At 51.3% G+C, this 19172-nt stretch carries 12 protein-coding genes; all 12 read left to right on the top strand.

Annotation, left to right across the window (positions count from 1 at the left end; all coding sequences use genetic code 11):
- Positions 1-136 precede the first annotated feature (136 nt).
- The 12 genes from ilvD to ACY0JR_RS12450 all read left to right on the top strand — a co-directional run bounded on the left by ilvD (position 137) and on the right by ACY0JR_RS12450 (position 19128).
- Complete coding sequence (ilvD, locus tag ACY0JR_RS12505; protein WP_462634433.1) at positions 137-1858, top strand: dihydroxy-acid dehydratase; 1722 nt, start codon at positions 137-139, stop codon at positions 1856-1858.
- Positions 1821-3554, top strand: coding sequence for a biosynthetic-type acetolactate synthase large subunit (gene ilvB, locus ACY0JR_RS12500; RefSeq protein WP_462634432.1), 1734 nt, complete (start codon positions 1821-1823; stop codon positions 3552-3554). The genes ilvD and ilvB overlap by 38 nt, the downstream gene beginning before the upstream one ends.
- A 21-nt stretch (positions 3555-3575) precedes the next feature.
- A complete protein-coding gene (gene ilvN / locus ACY0JR_RS12495) occupies positions 3576-4184 on the top strand; it encodes an acetolactate synthase small subunit (RefSeq protein WP_462634431.1) in 609 nt (202 codons plus the stop codon).
- A gap of 234 nt (positions 4185-4418) precedes the next feature.
- Positions 4419-5480 (top strand): ketol-acid reductoisomerase, encoded by a 1062-nt coding sequence (gene ilvC, locus ACY0JR_RS12490; protein ID WP_462634430.1) that lies wholly within the window; start codon positions 4419-4421, stop codon positions 5478-5480.
- 138 nt (positions 5481-5618) lie between these two features.
- Positions 5619-6890 (top strand): threonine ammonia-lyase IlvA, encoded by a 1272-nt coding sequence (gene ilvA / locus ACY0JR_RS12485; RefSeq protein WP_462634429.1) that lies wholly within the window; start codon positions 5619-5621, stop codon positions 6888-6890.
- 727 nt (positions 6891-7617) lie between these two features.
- Positions 7618-10974: a SusC/RagA family TonB-linked outer membrane protein gene (locus ACY0JR_RS12480; RefSeq protein WP_462634428.1), complete on the top strand. Its 3357-nt coding sequence runs from the start codon at positions 7618-7620 to the stop codon at positions 10972-10974.
- Between the two features lie 33 nt (positions 10975-11007).
- Positions 11008-12474, top strand: coding sequence for a SusD/RagB family nutrient-binding outer membrane lipoprotein (locus ACY0JR_RS12475; RefSeq protein ID WP_462634427.1), 1467 nt, complete (start codon positions 11008-11010; stop codon positions 12472-12474).
- Between the two features lie 41 nt (positions 12475-12515).
- Positions 12516-13781: a DUF5689 domain-containing protein gene (locus ACY0JR_RS12470; protein ID WP_462634426.1), complete on the top strand. Its 1266-nt coding sequence runs from the start codon at positions 12516-12518 to the stop codon at positions 13779-13781.
- A gap of 187 nt (positions 13782-13968) precedes the next feature.
- Positions 13969-14949 (top strand): glycerophosphodiester phosphodiesterase, encoded by a 981-nt coding sequence (locus ACY0JR_RS12465; protein WP_462634425.1) that lies wholly within the window; start codon positions 13969-13971, stop codon positions 14947-14949.
- A gap of 238 nt (positions 14950-15187) precedes the next feature.
- Positions 15188-16684, top strand: a complete 1497-nt coding sequence (locus ACY0JR_RS12460; protein ID WP_462634424.1) for a calcineurin-like phosphoesterase C-terminal domain-containing protein — start codon at positions 15188-15190, stop codon at positions 16682-16684.
- A gap of 171 nt (positions 16685-16855) precedes the next feature.
- The gene (locus tag ACY0JR_RS12455) at positions 16856-18361 is read left to right on the top strand and encodes an ATP-binding cassette domain-containing protein (RefSeq protein WP_462634423.1); all 1506 of its coding nucleotides are present in this window, start codon (positions 16856-16858) and stop codon (positions 18359-18361) included.
- Positions 18362-18510: 149 nt separating this feature from the next.
- On the top strand, positions 18511-19128 hold the full coding sequence (locus ACY0JR_RS12450) for a hypothetical protein (protein WP_462634422.1): 618 nt from the start codon (positions 18511-18513) through the stop codon (positions 19126-19128).
- Positions 19129-19172: the final 44 nt, after the last annotated feature.

The following is a 19172-nucleotide window of genomic DNA, read 5'->3' as shown; positions in this document are numbered from 1 at the left end:
ATTTCCCTTCTTGTCATTTGTCCTCTGCCGCAAGGTGGGTAGGAACGGTCTCTTATAATCTTTTGAGCCTTTCTAGCCCCCGATAGAAAGGCTCTTTTTTTTTCAAAAAAACCTCAAAAACACTGCATTACGCACCATGGCTTTAAATAAATACAGCGGCATCTACACCAAAGACGACAGCTTACCGGCTTCCCAGGCAATGCTCATCGGGTCTGGTATCCCAGAAGCCGATTTGCGCAAACCCTTTGTGGGCATCTGCTCTACCGGCTTTGAGGGGAACACCTGCAACATGCACCTCAATGGTCTAGCCGATGCCGTGAAAATGGGCGTGCAGGCCAACGGCATGGTAGGGCTCCGGTTCAACACCATTGGCGTGAGCGACGGCATCACCAACGGCAACGCCGGGATGCGCTTTTCCCTAGTCTCTAGGGAGCTGATCGCTGACTCTATTGAAGCCATGGCGGGAGCGCACTACTATGATGCCGTGGCTACCGTGGTGGGTTGCGATAAGAATATGCCGGGTGCGCTGATTGCGATGGCGCGTCTGAACCGCCCGTCCTTGATGGTGTACGGTGGTACCATCAAAGGTGGGGAGTACAAAGGCCAGAAGCTGAACATTGTGTCTTGCTTTGAAGCCTATGGTAAAAAACTGAACGGCACTATCTCTGACGAAGACTATAGAGGCATCATCCGGAATGCGTGCCCTGGTCCGGGTGCTTGTGGGGGAATGTACACGGCCAACACCATGGCTGCGGCCATTGAAACGTTAGGCATGAGCCTTCCATTCTCTTCTTCCTCCACGGCAGTAAGCGCAGAGAAAAACCAGGAAGCACTGGATACCGGAGCGTATATCCTGCAATTATTAGAAAAAGACATCAAACCACGTGACATTCTGGTGCGCGAGGCATTTGAGAATGCCTTGGTCATGATTACGGTGTTAGGTGCTTCTACCAACGCCGTGCTGCACCTGATTGCCATTGCCCACGCGGCCGGGGTGAAACTGACCATGGAAGATTTCCAGGAGGTCAGCAACCGTGTTCCGGTGCTCGCCGACCTGAAGCCAAGCGGTAAATACCTGATGGAAGACCTTTCTGCTTTAGGTGGTGTACCGGCCGTGCAGAAGACTTTATTGGAAGCAGGCTTGCTGAATGGCGACCTGATGACCGTCACCGGCAAAACCTTGGCCGAGAACTTGGCAAATGTGAAGCCCTTGGGCGAGGAGCAGGACCTATTAAGACCGCTTTCCAACCCCATCAAAGCAGACGGCCACATCCAGATTTTGTATGGCAACCTGGCCAGCAAAGGCGCAGTGGCCAAAATTTCCGGGAAAGAAGGTTTACGGTTTGAAGGACCCGCCATTGTTTTCAACTCAGAAGAAGAACTGAACGAAGGCATTACGGCTGGTAAGATTCAGCCGGGCCAGGTAGTGGTGATTCGCTATGTGGGTCCTAAAGGCGGACCAGGAATGCCGGAAATGCTGAAACCAACCTCGGCCATTATGGGCGCTGGTTTAGGCGATAAAGTAGCCCTGATTACGGACGGACGGTTTTCTGGTGGTACGCACGGATTCGTCATCGGCCACGTCTGCCCTGAAGCGTACGACGGCGGAACAATTGCCCTGGTAGAAGACGGCGACTGGATTGTGCTGGATGCGACTACCAATACCATGGATGTGCAGGTAGACGAAACCGAGCTAGCCCTTAGAAGAAGCCAATGGCAAAGACCCAAGCCGAATGTGCAGGGAGGAGTGTTGTTGAAATATATCAAAACTGTGAGCGATGCCAGCCACGGTTGTATCACCGATTTACAGGAAGAAGCCTATGTTAACGCAAGAGAAACAAGTCCCAGCCTTGCCTGAAACAGACACTCTGCTTAGCGGAGGTCAGGCCTTATTGCACGCCCTCTCAGTGGAAGGGGTAGACACTATCTTCGGGTATCCGGGTGGTGCCATCATGCCCATCTATGATGCCCTGTATGACTTTGAAGGCGAACTGAAGCACGTGCTGGTGCGCCACGAACAAGGCGGCATCCATGCCGGACAAGGCTACGCGCGCTCTTCAGGAAAAGTAGGCGTGGTGTTCGCGACCAGCGGCCCCGGAGCTACCAATCTGGTGACCGGCCTCGCCGATGCGCAGATAGACAGTACCCCCTTGGTGTGCATCACCGGCCAGGTATTCGCGCACCTGTTGGGTACCGATGCCTTCCAGGAAGCAGACGTAATCGGTATTACCACTCCGGTCACCAAATGGAATTACCAGATCACGGATGCCACCGAGATTCCAGAGGTGATTGCCAAGGCCTTTCATATTGCCCGCACCGGTCGGCCTGGTCCGGTTTTGATAGACATTACCAAGAACGCCCAGCTGCAGAAATTCCCTTTTCAGGGGTATACCCCTTGTACCCATATCCGCAGCTACCGGCCTAAGCCCATTGTGCGCAAAGAATACATTGAACAGGCGGCAGAACTGATTAACAGCGCCCAAAAGCCTTTCGTGCTGTGGGGGCAGGGCGTGATGCTGGGTTCCGCAGAGCAGGAATTCAAAGCGTTTGTGGAGAAAACCGGTATTCCGGCTGCCTGGACCATCATGGGCGCGGGTGCTTTGCCTTCTGACCATCCGCAGAACGTGGGCATGTTGGGTATGCACGGAAACTACGGCCCCAACGTGATGACGAACGAGTGCGATGTTTTGATTGCCATAGGCATGCGCTTCGATGACCGTGTGACCGGCCGTCTGGACAAATACGCCAAGCAAGCCAAGATCATCCACTTGGACATTGACCCCGCCGAGATTGACAAGAACGTGAAGACTACCGTGCCCGTGTGGGGCGACTGCAAAGAAACCCTGCCGCTGTTAACCCAGTTGGTGGAAGCCAAACAGCACACCGAATGGCTGGCCAAGTTCCGGGAGTTTGAGCAAAAGGAAATTGACGCAGTCATCAGAGAGGAGTTGTTTCCTACCAGCGATGAGATGACCATGGGCGAGGTGATTCAGCAATTGAATGAACTTACCAAAGGCGAAGCCATTATTGTAACCGATGTGGGTCAGCACCAGATGGTAGCCTGCCGTTACGCCAAACTGAACCACACCCGCAGCAACATCACCAGCGGGGGGTTGGGCACCATGGGCTTTGCACTTCCGGCGGCTATAGGGGCCAAGTTTGGAGCACCCAACAGAACCGTGGTAGCCGTGATTGGCGATGGCGGTATTCAGATGACCATTCAGGAACTGGGCACCATCATGCAAAGCGGCATTGATGTGAAAATTATGATCCTGAACAACCAGTTCTTAGGTATGGTGCGCCAGTGGCAGGAACTCTTCCATGAGCGCCGCTACTCCTTCGTGGACATCACCAGCCCAGATTACGTGCAGGTTGCCAAAGGCTATGGCATTTCGGGCAGGAGCATCAACCAGCGCGAAAACCTGACCGGAGCCCTGCAGGAAATGCTGGCGCACAAAGGTTCCTTCCTCTTGGAAGTGATGGTGACCAAAGAGAACAACGTGTTCCCCATGGTGCCGCAGGGCTGCAGCGTGAGCGAAATCAGATTAAAATAACGGTGCCTAACCAATAAGATTATGAGTGAGCAAGCGCCCATAGGCAAGGAAGAATTTAACATCACGGTGTACACCGAGAACCACGTGGGGTTACTCAACCGCATCGCCATGATTTTCACCCGCCGCAAAATCAACATTGACAGCCTCAATACCTCGCCTAGTGAGATTGAAGGCATCCACCGCTTCAACATCGTGATTAACGAGACCGAAGAAGTGGTGAGCAAGATTGTCCGGCAGATTGAAAAGCAGGTAGAGGTTTTGAAAGTGTATTACAACACCAATGAAGACGTGATCTGGCAGGAGATGGCCCTCTACAAAGTGCCCACCGACATCATCGCCGAGAAAGCCAAAGTAGAACGTCTGCTGCGTGAGAACGGGGCACGGGCCGTGGTGATTAGAAAAGATTACACGGTTTTTGAAACTACCGGTCACCGCGAGGAAACCGATAACCTGATCAAGGTTTTGCAGCCCTTCGGGCTAATTGAGTTCGTGCGCAGCGCCCGCATTGCCATCATCAAAGGCAGCGAAGGCTTCAACCGCAAGCTAAGGGAGTTTGAACGCGCTGAGCCGGGGCAGGACGCCAAAGAAAACGAGTTCCTGAACAGCCGCGAGAAAGTGTTTACCATGTAAGTGGGCTTTTACACAAGACGTTTAGGGTTTGTTTTTAGGAAAACAGGCCAAATCGACAACTACTATGGCGCGGAAGTTACTTCCGTGACTTGCAACGCCAGAACAGGAAGGCACGGAAGTAACTTCCGCGCCATAGTTAAGCTTTCAAAATAGAAGTTTTAACCCTTTTATTTCGAAATCAGGGCTAAAACACCAAACCAGAAAATCAACTTATAACCAATAACAATCCCTAAAATGGCAAAGATCAATTTCGGCGGTGTAGAAGAAACCGTTGTTACCCGCGAAGAATACCCGTTGGCAAAAGCCCTTGAGTTTTTAAAGAATGAAACCATTGCCGTGATTGGCTACGGGGTACAAGGCCCAGGCCAGGCATTGAACATGCGCGACAATGGCTTCAATGTGATTGTGGGCCAGCGTCAGGATTCTCCTTCTTGGGAGCGCGCGAAACAAGATGGTTTTGAAGAGGGCATCAGCCTGTTCTCCATTGAGGAAGCAGCCGAGCGCGGTACCATCATCTGCAACCTGCTATCAGATGCAGGCCAGATTGCTGTTTGGCCAACCCTGAAAGAGAAACTCACGCCTGGAAAAACCCTGTATTTCTCGCACGGTTTCGGGATCACCTTCAAAGAGCAAACCAACATTGTACCGCCCGCCGATGTGGACGTGATTCTGGTAGCTCCTAAAGGTAGCGGTACCAGCCTTCGTCGCTTGTTCCTGGCCGGTGGTGGCCTGAACTCTTCGTTCGCGGTGTTCCAGGATGCCACGGGGCATGCCTACGAGAAAGCCGTTGCCATGGGCATTGGCGTAGGTTCCGGCTACTTATTCGAGACCGATTTCAAAAAAGAAGTATACTCAGATTTAACCGGAGAGCGTGGCGTTTTGATGGGTGCCTTAGCGGGTATCATCGAGGCTCAGTACCAAGTATTACGTCAGCGCGGCCACTCACCGTCTGAAGCCTTCAACGAGACTGTGGAAGAACTAACCCAAAGCCTGGTGCCTCTGGTAGGCGAGAACGGCATGGACTGGATGTTTAGCAACTGCTCTGTGACTGCCCAACGCGGCGCTCTTGACTGGAAAGGCAGATTCCGGGAAGCCACCCTTCCGGTACTGAATGAACTGTATGACAGCGTAGCCTCTGGTAAAGAAGCAGAGCGCACCATCCAACGCGGTTCAACCCCAGGTTACCGCCAGGAATTGGAAGCCGAACTGAAAGAAGTGCGCGAGTCCGAATTATGGCAAACCGGTGCGGTAGTACGTCAGCTCCGCAGCAAAGCCGAAGTTGCCGAGGAAGTTTAGAAGATGATTCTCCCCTTGAGGATTGCCTCAAACTCTCGTTTGGGCAATCCTCAAGGGGAGAATCTACCAAATACCCATTTCCTGTTTTGGGGCTGTTTTAACAATAACAGCCCGAAAGCAGCCTTTTCACCCACTACCATGCAGAAAGAGACAGCTCCCCTGGAAACCGTTGTGGCGTTAGGGAACGTGGAGAAAGCCGCCAAGAACTTGAAAGGAGTCATCTACAAGACCCCTTTGATGAAGAATATGTGGCTTTCCCAAACCTACGGCGCTGACATTCACCTGAAGCGGGAAGACCTGCAGATTGTACGTTCCTACAAAATAAGGGGAGCGTACAACAAGATGTCAACGCTTCCGCAGGAGGACCGCGAAAAGGAGATTGTCTGCTCCAGCGCTGGGAACCATGCCCAAGGCGTGGCCTATGCCTGTCAGCTTCTAGGGGTAAAAGGCTACATCTTTATGCCGGCTCAGACGCCTGCCCAGAAAGTGAGCAAGGTTCGGCTGTTCGGAAAGGAGTGGGTGGAGGTGGTACTCACCGGTGCCACCTATGATGACACGTTTAAAGCCGCCCGGGAATTCTGCGACGAGCGGGGCAGCACCTTTATTCCGCCGTTCGATGATATGGCTATCATTGAAGGACAGGCTACTGTAGGGCTGGAGATCTTCAAGGACGCGGATTTCGCCATTGATTACCTGTTTATGCCCATTGGCGGAGGTGGCTTGGCCTCGGGTGTTTCCAGTGTGTTTAAGCAAGTAAGCCCCCAAACCAAACTCATCGGGGTACAGCCGCAGGGGGCACCATCCATGTACAATTCCATTAAAGAGAACAAGCGGCAGGTGCTAACCACCATTGATTCCTTTGTGGATGGAGCGGCGGTGAAATGCCCCGGTGAGCTAACCTTTGAGATATGCCGTGAGTTGCTGGACCAGGTGGTGCTTGTGCCCGAAGGCCAGATTTGCGAAGACATCCTGAAAATGTACAACGAGGAAGGCGTGGTGCTGGAGCCGGCCGGTACTTTGACCATCTCGGCGCTGAAATCCTTTGCTGAGGAAATCAAAGGCAAGAACGTAGTCTGCGTCATTAGTGGCAGCAACAATGATATCACCCGCATGGAAGATATCAAGGAGCGCGCTCTGCAGCACCAGGGATTGAAGCATTACTTTATGGTAACTTTCAACCAGAAACCCGGCGCTTTAAGAACCTTTGTGAACCGCGTGCTGCACCCCGAGGATGACATCATCCATTTTCAGTACATCAAGAAAAACAACAAAGAAAAAGGCCCCGTGTTCATTGGGGTAGAAGTAAAGCAACCGCAGGATGTAGAGAATATCAAGCTGCGGATGCTGGAGGAAGGCTTCGCCTACGAGTACCTCAACGGCAAGCAAGACTTCCTGAATCTATTTGTGTGAGCGTTAATTTTAGTTTGTTTATAGTTCGTTTCGTTTGTGTTGTGTAATGCCCCGCTCCAGCCATAGAGTGGGGCATTTGCTTTATAAGGCTTTTCGTTTTTAGCTTGGCTTTAAGAAAATGGCACAGATACTAAGACAAGAAAGGTATAAGGGTTCGAGGCTTTAATTCTCAACTGTCCATTTTCCACTTAAAACACTCACGCATTCCGTCCCCCTTTGAAGGGGGTAGGGGGATGATTACTCCTGCTGAATAGGTATTACCGGGAGTCATTTCAACGTTCTCTGAAGCATGTATCATTGCCTCTTCCCACTTCCTTGTCATCCCCCATCAAAGGGGCGATATATGTCTTGTTCTCATTTTCCCTATAGGATAAGAACCACAGCTTTGAAGCATAATCCTCTCTAAAACAGCTCTTCGCTTCCAGTCTATTTTTTATAAATACATTCATAATCAATTGCATACTCTCCTTCTCGCGCTTCCCAAAACATTACGGTAACGAAAGGTTCACAATAAGGTAACGCTTCCTTTACCGCCTCTCAGGAATAGACAAACTACTTTTGTACAGCAAAAACTTTGTTCAATACATGTAGATGCAAGAGTACCCAATTCTCAGGCAAAGTAGTGAATTAGGGCCATCAGTACGCTTTACGCGATCCACCAACTCTAGTGGCAATACTTATTCTTCGCACACTCCTAGCACAATCCCTTTTTACAGACAACACACCTATGAGAACACGTTTACTGCCTCCTAATATGAGGATAAACCAATTCCCCCAAAAGGTACTTCTGGGCCTTTCGTTATTGGCCTTCATGCCAATGACCCAAGCGCAAGTACTTCCTAAATCTCATCTCACAGAAAGAAATCAGCAGGTATCTCCAGCCCTGCTGGCTAAAGCGTTGCCTAACCAAGCTAGCAACAGAATCAATAATGCAGGCAAAATGCTGCCTTTAGTTCAAACAAATGCGACAATACGCTCTCAACAAACCGAAAGGGTAAGAATCTCGGGAACCGTATCTTCCTCAGAAATGGGAACGATGCCGGGCGTGGTGATTACCACCAACGGAACCGCCGTGGGTGCCACCAACAATGACGGTACTTTTTCCATACAGGTCCCAAGAGGAGTGGAAGTGGTTTTCTCATTTGTGGGTTATACCTCGCTTAGAAGAACCTTCACCCAGGATGCAGCTAACGTTGCCATCAACCTGGTACAGGACAGTCAGCAACTGACGGAAGTAGTAGTGACCGCTTTGGGTATTGAGCGCGAGGAGAAAGCATTAGGTTTTGCCGTGACCGAGGTACAGGGTGAAGAACTGACGAATGCCCTTCCTAATAACTGGACCGATGCTTTGGCTGGTAGAGTGGCGGGCCTGAACCTAATCAAATCTGGCGGCGGACCAGCCGGCTCCAACAGGATTATCTTGCGGGGTGAGAACGACCTGGGCGGACAGAGTGATGCCTTGATAGTAGTAGATGGCGTGGTGCTGGGCGGAACCAACCGGCAGACGGGAACCGGTAGCAGCGCTTATCTGCAGGGCGAATCACCGGTAGACTTCGGGTCTGGTTTGAATGACATTAACCCCGAGGATATTGAAAGCGTGAGTGTCTTGAAGGGACCGGGCGCAACTGCCTTATACGGTTCCCGCGGAGCCAACGGGGCCATTATCATCACTACCAAATCCGGCCGTCCCCGTGACAAGGGAATAGGCGTGACTATCAACTCCAACACGGCTTTTGAGACTATCTCGCGCTGGCCAGATTACCAGTATGAGTACGGACAAGGCGTGAACGGTGATAATTACTATTCATTTCTGGCCACGGAAGACGGTCCCAGCACGCGCAGCACCAGCTCGGCTTGGGGGCCGAAGTTTGACGGACAGATGTTTTTCCAGTATGATCCGGTAACCCGCACCACCGGCGCGGAAAGAACCCCTTGGGTGCCCTATGAAAACAACCGGAAAGACTTCTTCCAGACCGGAAAAACGTTTACCAACAGTATTACGCTAGATGGCGGCACTGACCGGACCCAGGCTCGCTTCTCGTTTACAAACCTCAAGAATACCTGGATTATCCCTAACACAGGCTATAACCGCAACACAGTAGCCTTATCGGTGAACCAGAAGGTGACGGATAAACTGCGCATCTCCACCAAAATCAACTACACCAACAAATACACAGACAATCTCCCGTCTACCGGATACAACAATCAGTCATTGATGTACTGGCTCATGTTCCAGGTGCCTAACGCCGACTTGAACTGGTTGAAGCAATACTGGCAGCCGGGCAGGGAAGGGGTTTTGCAGAACTATCCCTTCAGCAGCTTGGTGGACAATCCTTACCTCATTGCCAATGAGATGCTCAACAAGTCTAACCGGCATTCCATCACCGGGAACGTGATGGCCACTTATGACTTCACCAAGAACTTGAGCTTGATGGTGCGCACCGCGTTGGACTACTCCTATGAGGCCCGTTCGCAGCAGCGGCCTATGGATACTGAGAAGTTCAAGCAAGGCATGTTCCGTACCCAGAATATCTTCTCTCAGGAGGTAAACAGCGATTTCTTGCTACGGTACGGGCGTGAAGTGAGCGACCGCTTTGACTTTGGTATATCCCTAGGAGGAAGCCGGATGAGTAACCGCTATAACCGCGATGAACTAAGGGCAGATCAGTTATCCTATCCGCAGATTTTCACTTTCGCGAACAGTGCGGTAGTGCCTTTGGCTTTCCCGTACCGTGCTGAGTTTGCGGTGAACAGTTTATACAGCTTAGCCACCCTGGGCTATAATGAATGGCTGTTCCTGGACTTGACCGCCCGGCAGGACTGGGCCAGTACCCTGGCCACCCCTGGCGTGGACCGTAACCTGGGCTTCTTCTATCCTTCGGCAAGTGTCAGTACCGTGATTTCTGAATTGATTCCTATGCCAGAGGCGGTCTCTTTCGTGAAGCTGAGAGGTTCTGTAGCGGCAGTAGGTAGTGGTTCCACCAGACCTTACCAAACGTCCTTCACCTACGCCACCGAAGCCGGTTTTCCGGGCGGTTTGTCTAATCCAGGAACCATCGCTAATCCCAACCTGAACTTCATGAACACCCAGAGCTTTGAAGTAGGAGCAGATGTGCGGTTTTTTAGGAGAAGATTAGGCGTAGATGTCTCCCTCTACCGCAGCAGAACCTTTGACCAGATTCTGCCAGTGCCTATTGACCGTGCCTCCGGCTATAACTTCGCCACCTTAAATGCCGGGGAAGTACAAAACCAGGGAATTGAAATTCAGGCGAACGGAGCTCCTTTCAGAAATGACCAGGGCTTTAGCTGGGAAATCACGGGTACCTTCACGGCCAACCGTAACAAAATTGTGGAGCTAGCCGACAGCCTTTTGACCTACCAGTTGCAGAGAGGCCCTGGCGGACGTGGCTCAGTAGAAGCCCGCCCCGGCGGAACCATGGGTGACATCTACGGAAGAGGCTACCTGCGTGCCCCAGACGGGCAGATTATCTACGAAAACGGCTATCCGCTGCTAGGCGATGAAATGATTCTGTTGGGCAACGCCATGCCTAAATGGAGAGCCAGCTTGGGCAACCAGTTCCGCTACAAACAGTTTAGCGTGAACGTTCTGTTTGACGGACAGTTCGGCGCGAAGGCGTATTCCCTTACCCACTCGGTACTGGCTGAGGCCGGTAAACTTAAAAAGACCATTCCGGGCCGCTACAACGGTATTATCGGGAATGGGGTGATTCAAACGGGAGACGGTTCTTTCCGGCCAAATGATGTGATTGCTGAAGACATCTGGACTTACTACAGCGGGCACTTCGGCCGTGACAATGTGGAAGGTAACCTGTTCAGCACAGATTTTATCAAACTCCGCGAAGCCCGCATTGACTACAATGTGCCTGCCAATCTCTTGAAACGTCTCAGACTACAGAGAGCTTCCATTGGCGTGTATGGTCGTGATCTGTTCATGATCACCCACTGGCCTGCCTTTGACCCAGAATTCGGGACCCTGAACAACGGTACCATTGACCCCGGATTTGAATTGGGGCAGTTCCCCGCCACCAGAAGCATGGGGGTTAACCTCACCATTGGTATTTAGCCTGTATTTAGAAAAACAGTGAAGAAACAGAACATGAAACGATTTAAACTATACAGCCTTGTTCTCTTAGCCGCAGTTGGCCTGGGCGTGGTTTCCTCGTGTACCGAAGGGTTTGAGGAGATGAACGAGAACCCCAACCAAAGCGCGAATGTGTTGCCAGAAAACCTGTTGGCCCCCACCATCACTGACCTGGTAACCCGCAACCTGGACCGCGCCATGCGCCTCACCAATGAGCTCATGCAGGTGCACGTGACGCTGGTGAACTCAGACGAAATTCACCGCTACGTCATCCGTACCGCCGAGGCGGACTACATGTGGAACAACTGGTACACCCAACTTACCAACATTAGGGACATGTACACCGGTGGCGAGCAACTCGGCAATAAGACTTTTATGGGTATCTCCCTCATCTTGGATGCCTGGGTGAACTCGCTTATCACAGATACCTTCGGCGATGTGCCTTATTCAGAGGCTATCCAAGGCCGGTCTGGGCAGTATATGCCTAAGTTTGACAAACAGGAAGTCATCTACGCTGATCTTTTCCGGAAACTTGATTCTGCAAACGTCTACCTAAAGACAGGAGCAGATTTGACCGCTGCGCAAGGCACCATGGATCCTTTGTATGGAGGAAAAGCAGCCCTTTGGCGCAAATTCGGGAACTCCTTGTATCTGCGCCTGCTGCTGAGGGTTTCCAACAGAACAGAACCTATTGTCGGTGGAAAAACAGCCGCGGCCAAGATACGGGAAATGGTAGAGGAGAATCCGGCTGAGTACCCCATCATGGCTTCCAATGAAGAGTCTGCTGTCCTCAGGTTTACCGGCACCGTTCCGTACCAGACCACTTTCCATAACTGGCGGGCGTATGATTTCAACGGAGCTTCTTCCCTGAGCCAATTCTTCGTGAACAATCTGGTGCAATGGAATGACCCGCGCCTGCCGCTGTGGGCCACCACGTATGAAGGTATTTACTCCGGAATAGAGAGCGGTTATCCCGTAACCAGCGTTCCCGAAGGCCAATCAAGATACAAAGCTGAACTTGCCAGAGAGCCTCGCCTGGGCAATATTCTCAATTACCCAGAAGTGCAGTTTATTTTGTCAGAATGCGCCATAAGAGGCTTCATTTCCAGCAGTGCCAAAACTTACTATGAAAGAGGCGTGACCAACGCGGTTACTTTCTGGGGGGTACCGGTTCCCGCCGATTACCTGACCAGTGCCGATATCAAATGGGATGAGACTTATGACTTTAACACCAAGCTGGAGCAAATCCACCTACAAAAATATTACACCCTGTTCTTCACCGATTTCCAGCAGTGGTTTGAATACCGCAGAACAGGACATCCCAATTTACCAAAGGGACCAGGATTACAGAACGGTGGTGTAATGCCCGCCCGCTTAAATTACCCCTTGTATGTTCAGTCATTGAACCAGGAGAACTACCGGGCCGCCGTGGCAGAGCAAGGACCAGATAACATCAATACCAAAGTCTGGTGGCAGGAATAAGTGATGAACCGCACACACGTGCCATTTCAAGAATCATACCCATGAAAAATAAACTATTTTCCCTTTTCAGCTTGCTATGCGCCCTGGTGTTTACCGGGTGTTTAGAAGAAGACGTGAACAATGCAATAGGCACCCCAAGCCCCATCATTTCTCTGGAAGATGTACGCGGTATGTACAGGGGTAATGATGTAACTCTTGGCCCTGACCAGATGATGGGTGCCCACCAGATTCTGGGCGTGGTCATCTCAGATGCGGCAGGCCAGAACGTACCGGGCGGCGGTTCAAATATAGTGATACAAAACCACCGCAGGGGCGAACTCAGAGGCATCACCTTGAATGTGCAGGGTGGAAGTTCCTCCTCGTACGCCATTGGCGATTCTGTGGTGGTAGATGTTACCGGAACAACGCTCACGCAGAACAACGGCATTTTACAGATTACGGGTTTGGCACCAACGGCCATTACCAAAGTGGCGGCAAATGCAAAGGTGCACGTAAGGGAAGTAACTCTGGAAGAACTGGTGGAGAATGCCCAGGAATATGAAGGCACCTTGGTGCGGATTGTGGCGGGTAACGTCTCTCCAACTCCGGCGGCTACAGCTACTTTCAATGGTGACAGGAACTTGGTAGCAGGGGACAGAACAGTAGTATTACATACTGAATCTACCGCTGCTTTCGCCAACCGTAGAATCTATGCCAGTGCTTCCTACACCGGTATTCCCATCATCATGCGGGGCGGGGCAGAACCGGTAGTGCAGTTCTGGTTGCGCAGTATCGCAGATGTGAAGGATCCTAGTGGCCCTATCTACGAAGGCTTCCCAGAGAGCTTTGAGGCCGTGCCGCAAGCAACCAAAGGCAGCTATACCATGCCCGCCATTGACAACAACATCACTGTGACCACCGGCTCCTGGAAGCTTTTTCAGACAATTTTAGGCAACACCGCAGGTCGGGATCGCTTCACCGGGCAACACGGCATCAGGATGCAGCAGCAGTTGACCGTTGATGCCTACGTGCAGATGAACTTTGACGTGCCCAACGGGGCCTCTAAGGTAACCATGCTCTACGGCGCGTATTACAATGATCCGTCCAGTACCTGGCGATTAGAGTACTCCCAGGACCAGGGAACCACCTGGACCCAAACAGGACCTACCATCACCGATGCCAGCAGTACAGAGAAAACCGCTGTTTTCTTAATGGATATTGCAGGACCTGTTCGGTTCAGAATTGTGAAGGTAGGCTTAGGCCCAACTACTACAACCGTACGGAATGGTCGTCTGGCCTTTGATGATATTGCGGTGTATCAGAACTAAGGCTTACCACCAGGAAGAACCCGCCAGCTTGCTTGCGCCCGGTTCTATAGAGAGCTAAATCCATCATCCTGTTTTCAGGCTGTTTTTTTAGAAAGCAGCCTGAAAACCTTTTCCATTCGCATCCATATTTATGAAAATACTACGCTTCCTTCTTCTGTTCGCAGGAGTTTTCTTTAGCAGTGAAATTATGGCGCAATCTGGCCTCACCCTTACTAACTTCACCTATTCTGCTACCAACTTAGCGGTTGGGAAAGTTGTCGGCCTTCCGAAGGGTACCACCCCCAAGGTGAAACTGGTAGGAGAGAGTGCCAAGCAGTTTGAGTTAAGCAAAGACAACACCCTACGGGTAAAGAAAGCTGCGGCTGCCCAACCACAAACCAAGTGGCTTGATCTGGTGCTGGAAACTGGCAACGGGCAGCAAAACACCTTCCGGATAGTGAAAGATGAATTCATTACTAATCGGGTCATTGCCCACCGCGGCGCTTGGAAGAACACCGGGGCCACTGAGAACTCCATTGGCGCTTTGCAGCACGCCATTAATTTGGGCTGCGCTGGGAGCGAGTTTGACGTGCACATGTCATCAGACTCGGTGCTGTTTGTACACCATGACCATGAGGTAAACGGCATCCACATTGAGAAAACACCGGCCGCCGAACTGTCAAAATTGAAGCTGCCCAATGGTGAGTATTTGCCTACGCTGGATGCGTATTTGCAAGCGGGCCTCCACCAGAATAAAACCAAACTGATTCTGGAGATCAAACCCTCCGCTATCGGTAAGGAGCGGGGACAAGCCCTGGCCCGTAAAGTGGTGGAAACGGTGCAGAAACACAAGGCTCAGGGTTGGGTAGATTACATCAGCTTTGACTATGCCATCTGCCGGAAAGTACAGGAACTGGAGCCTTCTGCTAAAGTAGCTTATCTTAACGGCGAGAAAGCCCCTGCCGAACTGGCCAAAGACAAGCTGTACGGGTTTGATTACAACCAAAGCGTTCTGAAGAAGAATCCCCACTGGATAGAAGAAGCCCATCAACTCGGCCTTACCGTTAACTCCTGGACGGTGAATGCCCCAGATATGATGGACTGGCTCCTAGAGCGCAAAGCAGATTTCATCACCACCAACGAACCTGAACTGCTGCTGGAGAAGGTGAAAAAACTGGCCTGGAAATAAGTGCCTTTCGGTAAGCTCATTCACAAGTGAGCCCTTCGGCCCTTTTCTTCTTTTCATCCTGAAAGGATCTTGTGGGCGAACTAGAAGAACGTTCATTTCAAATGCCATTGTCTTTTTCGGGCTGAATTCAATAAAACACACCTAAAACGGGATTACCACGGAATCTACAAACTGGAGCATTATTCTCTCATTCCCTCAATCATTCATTCTCTCAATAACACATTCCCTCAATAATCACATGTTTAGAAGAAAATTCCTTCAGAGTATTGGCACATTAGGCCTTGGGTTAACCTTGCCCATGGGCGCTGTACAGGCGCAAGCCATCAAAAAAGCCACCGACCAAAAAGTTGATCTGTCCGCAGTGGGCATCAAAGGAAAGGTGCAATCCGGCGGCAAGGGAATCCCTGGGGTGGTGGTTTCTGATGGCATCAATATGGTGGCCACCGATAATGCCGGTAAGTACACTCTGGAAAGCAACGCCACCGCGCGGTTTGTGTACATCTCCGTGCCACGCGGCTACGAAATTCCGCAGGAAAAAGGCGTGGCAAGATTCTACCAGTCCATTCCGGCCGGTAAGTCCAGTTTCACCGCTGATTTTGAGTTGAAGAAACTAACGCAGGACGATTCCAGGCACAATTTTGTGGTATGGGCCGATCCGCAGATGATCAACAAGAAAGACGCCGAGGAACTGGTGAACGTATCAGCGCCGGATCTGAAGAAACTGGTGGACGGCTACGGCAAAGACACGCTTTTTCATGGCATCGGGTGCGGAGACCTGGTGTGGGACAAGTTTGAGTTGTTCGAGGATTACCAGAAAGCCATCGGGATCTCAGGCATCCCGTTTTACCAGGTCATAGGCAACCACGACATGGATCTCACCGCCCGCACCGATGACGGCTCTGCTGACACTTTTACGAAACTTTTTGGCCCCACGTACTATTCCTTTAACCGGGGCGAGGTGCATTACGTGGTACTGGACGATGTCTTCTTCATAGGCACTGCCAAACGCTACATTGGCTATCTCACCGAGAAGCAATTGCAGTGGCTGGAGCAGGATTTAAGTTATGTGAAGCCGGGCAGCATGGTGGTGGTCTCGGTGCACATTCCGGTGAACAGCGGTGAGAAAAGACGCATGAAGCTCAAAGATGAGTCACTGGGTGGCGTGGTGTCTAACCGCAAGGAACTGTACCGCCTGCTGAAGCCCTACAAAGCGCACATCATGTCAGGCCACACGCACATCTGCGAGAAAGTGATAGAGGGCGAAATCATTGAACACACCCACGGAGCGGTGTGCGGTGCCTGGTGGACGGGTCCCATCTGTACCGACGGTTCACCCAGCGGCTACGGCGTGTACGAGGTGAATGGTTCCGAGATGAAATGGTACTACAAATCAGTAGGTCATGACCGCGACCATCAGTTCAGGATCTACCCGAAAGGCACCGTGAAGGACCGCCCCGAGGAGTTCGTGGTCAACGTCTGGAACTGGGACCCGGAGTGGAAAGTGACCTGGTTTGAAGACGGCGTACGCAAAGGCGAAATGAAACAGGAAACGGGCCTGGACCCGCTCTCGGTGCAACTGCACGCCGGACCAGATCTGCCTGCCAAGCACAAGTTCGTGGATCCCACCATGACAGATCATTTGTTCTGGGCCAAACCCTCGGCGGGAGCCAAACAGATTAAGATTGAAGTGACCGATAGGTTCGGAAAAGTGTACTCTGAGGCTTTGCCCGTTTAATGCTTCTTTCGGTTTTTTCATTGTAGACTTTGTTTCTGGCCTGCTTTCCTGAAAGCAGGCCAGAAACGTTTATAGCCTATTCAGAGGTTTTAGAATTGGTTTGGCAGCCTGAATCTGTTATCTTTCAGATACCGCTGAGTCTTTACAAGCGGGTAGATCAACTTTCAGCGCATGTCTCGTCCATTCCTATCCCTCCAGAACGTCACCATCAAACATCAAAATCAAGTTCTCTTTCGTGACCTTTCGTTTGAGGTGCAACCCGGTGAACAATGGGCCTTGGTGGGCGAGAGTGGCTCGGGGAAAAGCACCTTGCTCAAGGCCATTGCCGGTAAACTGAGCGTGATGGGCGGCCAGGTGCGTTATGGATTTTATGAGGAGTTTCTGGAAAAGCAGGCAGCCCCAGATATCTTCTTTTCCTTCCGTAATTTGCTGGCTATGGTGGGGCAGAAGCACGCCTTCAAGAACTTCTCTTCCAACACCCACGACTTTTACTACCAGCAACGCTACCATTCCACCGAGGCAGAAGACGCGCCTACTGTGGAAGAATACCTGACCTCGGTGCAGCCAACCGGCGGAGCCCCTTCTAAATGGACGTATGCCCAGGTGATCGTTTCTTTCCGTCTCACGGAATTGCTGCAGAAGCAACTAATCAAGCTTTCAAATGGGGAGACCAAGCGGTTACTCATGGCAGCCGCCATGCTCCAGAACCCAAAATTGCTCCTCCTGGATATGCCCCTGACGGGGTTGGATGTAGAAACCCGGGCCGCCTTCAACGCTCTCCTACAAGAAATTACCTCCTCGGGCGTAACGGTTATTCTGGCAACTTCTGCTCAGGAAATCCCGGAAGTAATCACGCATGTAGCGCATCTGGAGAAAGGCCAGATTTTGTCGGCGCAGCCCAAAGCATTGTTTAAGGCCCTGAAAACAGAAGACCAAAGCAAGGGTGCTTTTAATGCAGATTTGCTGGCGGAGCTGTTGTCAGGGGAGGAGCCGCCGGAGTTTTCTACTATAGCCGAGCTGAAAAATGTAACGGTGACCTACGGCGACAAGACGGTGCTGGATGGGGTAAATTGGCACGTGCGGCAGGGAGAGCGTTGGGCAGTGTTGGGTCACAACGGCGCCGGAAAGACCACGCTGCTGAGTTTGCTCAACGGCGATAATCCGCAGGCATTTTCCAAAGACCTGATCCTTTTTGACCGCCAGCGCGGCACCGGCGAAACCATCTGGGACATCAAAAAGAAAATCGGGTTTGTGTCTCCAGAGTTGTTTCAGTTTTTTCCGCACCAGCAGAGCTGCTTGCAGGTGGTAGAGTCCGGCCTCTATGATACGCTGGGGCTGTTCAGGAAAAGTCAACCCGCCAATGCGGCAAAAGCCAGGCAATGGCTAGAGTTGCTGGGTATTGCCGAAGAGGCCCAGAAATCGCTCAGAAGGGTGTCTGCCAGCACCCAGCGGCTCTGCCTGCTGGCCCGCGCTTTGATCAAGCACCCGCCGCTACTAATTTTGGATGAACCTTGCCAGGGCATGGACGACCGGCAGCAGACGCGCTTTAAGCAGATTGTAGACGCAATCTGTAGCCAAAGCAGTACCACCCTGCTGTATGTGACGCACTATCCAGGCGAGATCCCGGACTGCGTCACCGAAGTGTTACGGTTGGAAAATGGGAAGGTGATGGCTTAGTAAGTTCGTGACCTCTGGCCGGGCGTACAATAAAGGGCTTTTTCTTACTTTGAAATTGTTGCTAATGACACTTATAAAATAATAGGTTTTTACCAGATTCCGTTTAGATAGTTTTCCTCCAAAGTAGAAATAAACTTAACCCCAAACGCATGAGAGCAGTAGTAGCGATCTTTAGCTTGTTACTGTCAGGTACCTTCTGTTGGGCACAGGATTCTACCGGGGTAAAGCAGGCCCGAAACTTTGGGCAACTGGGATCCCTGTTTCCTGTTGATTCCAAGGCAAAGACGGTAGCCAACGGTTCCTTTGTGCGGGAGACCAGAAAGGATTTGGTTTGGGCGGCGCGGGTTTACCTGACAGAATTCCATGAGACAAGGTTTGGGCCAAGTACTGCCTTGTTTGGCAACGATCAGCCCAAACATCATCTTGAAGAATTTAATTTTTCTCTAGGAAAGGTAAGGTATGTGAGCAACGGCATCGGGTTTTCTTTTACCGCAGGGCCCGCCTATGTTCGTTATGAAATGCCCTACAACATTAAGCGGGCAAAAAATGGAGGGTTTGGTGGAATCATCACCAGTTCATCTTTTGAGTATGACAGCAAGACCTATCATCTCCTGGGGCTAAGTGCCCGTGGGGAAATGATTGTTTGTCCATGGCATTCGTTGGGTTTCAGCCTTGGCGGAGAATTTCACTACAGCCGAAAAGTGCAGTACGGCGGCATAAACGTCAACCTCATGCTAGGCAGATTTCGGCCTAAGAAAGCAGATTGATGCTGAAAGGATAAATCTTTTTTCCTTTCCAAGGTCCATTCTCT

The sequence above is a fragment of the Rufibacter sp. JT3400010 genome (assembly GCF_054956755.1).
Note: the sequence above shows the minus strand (reverse complement) of the source record. Positions and strands in the feature narration are given on the sequence as shown.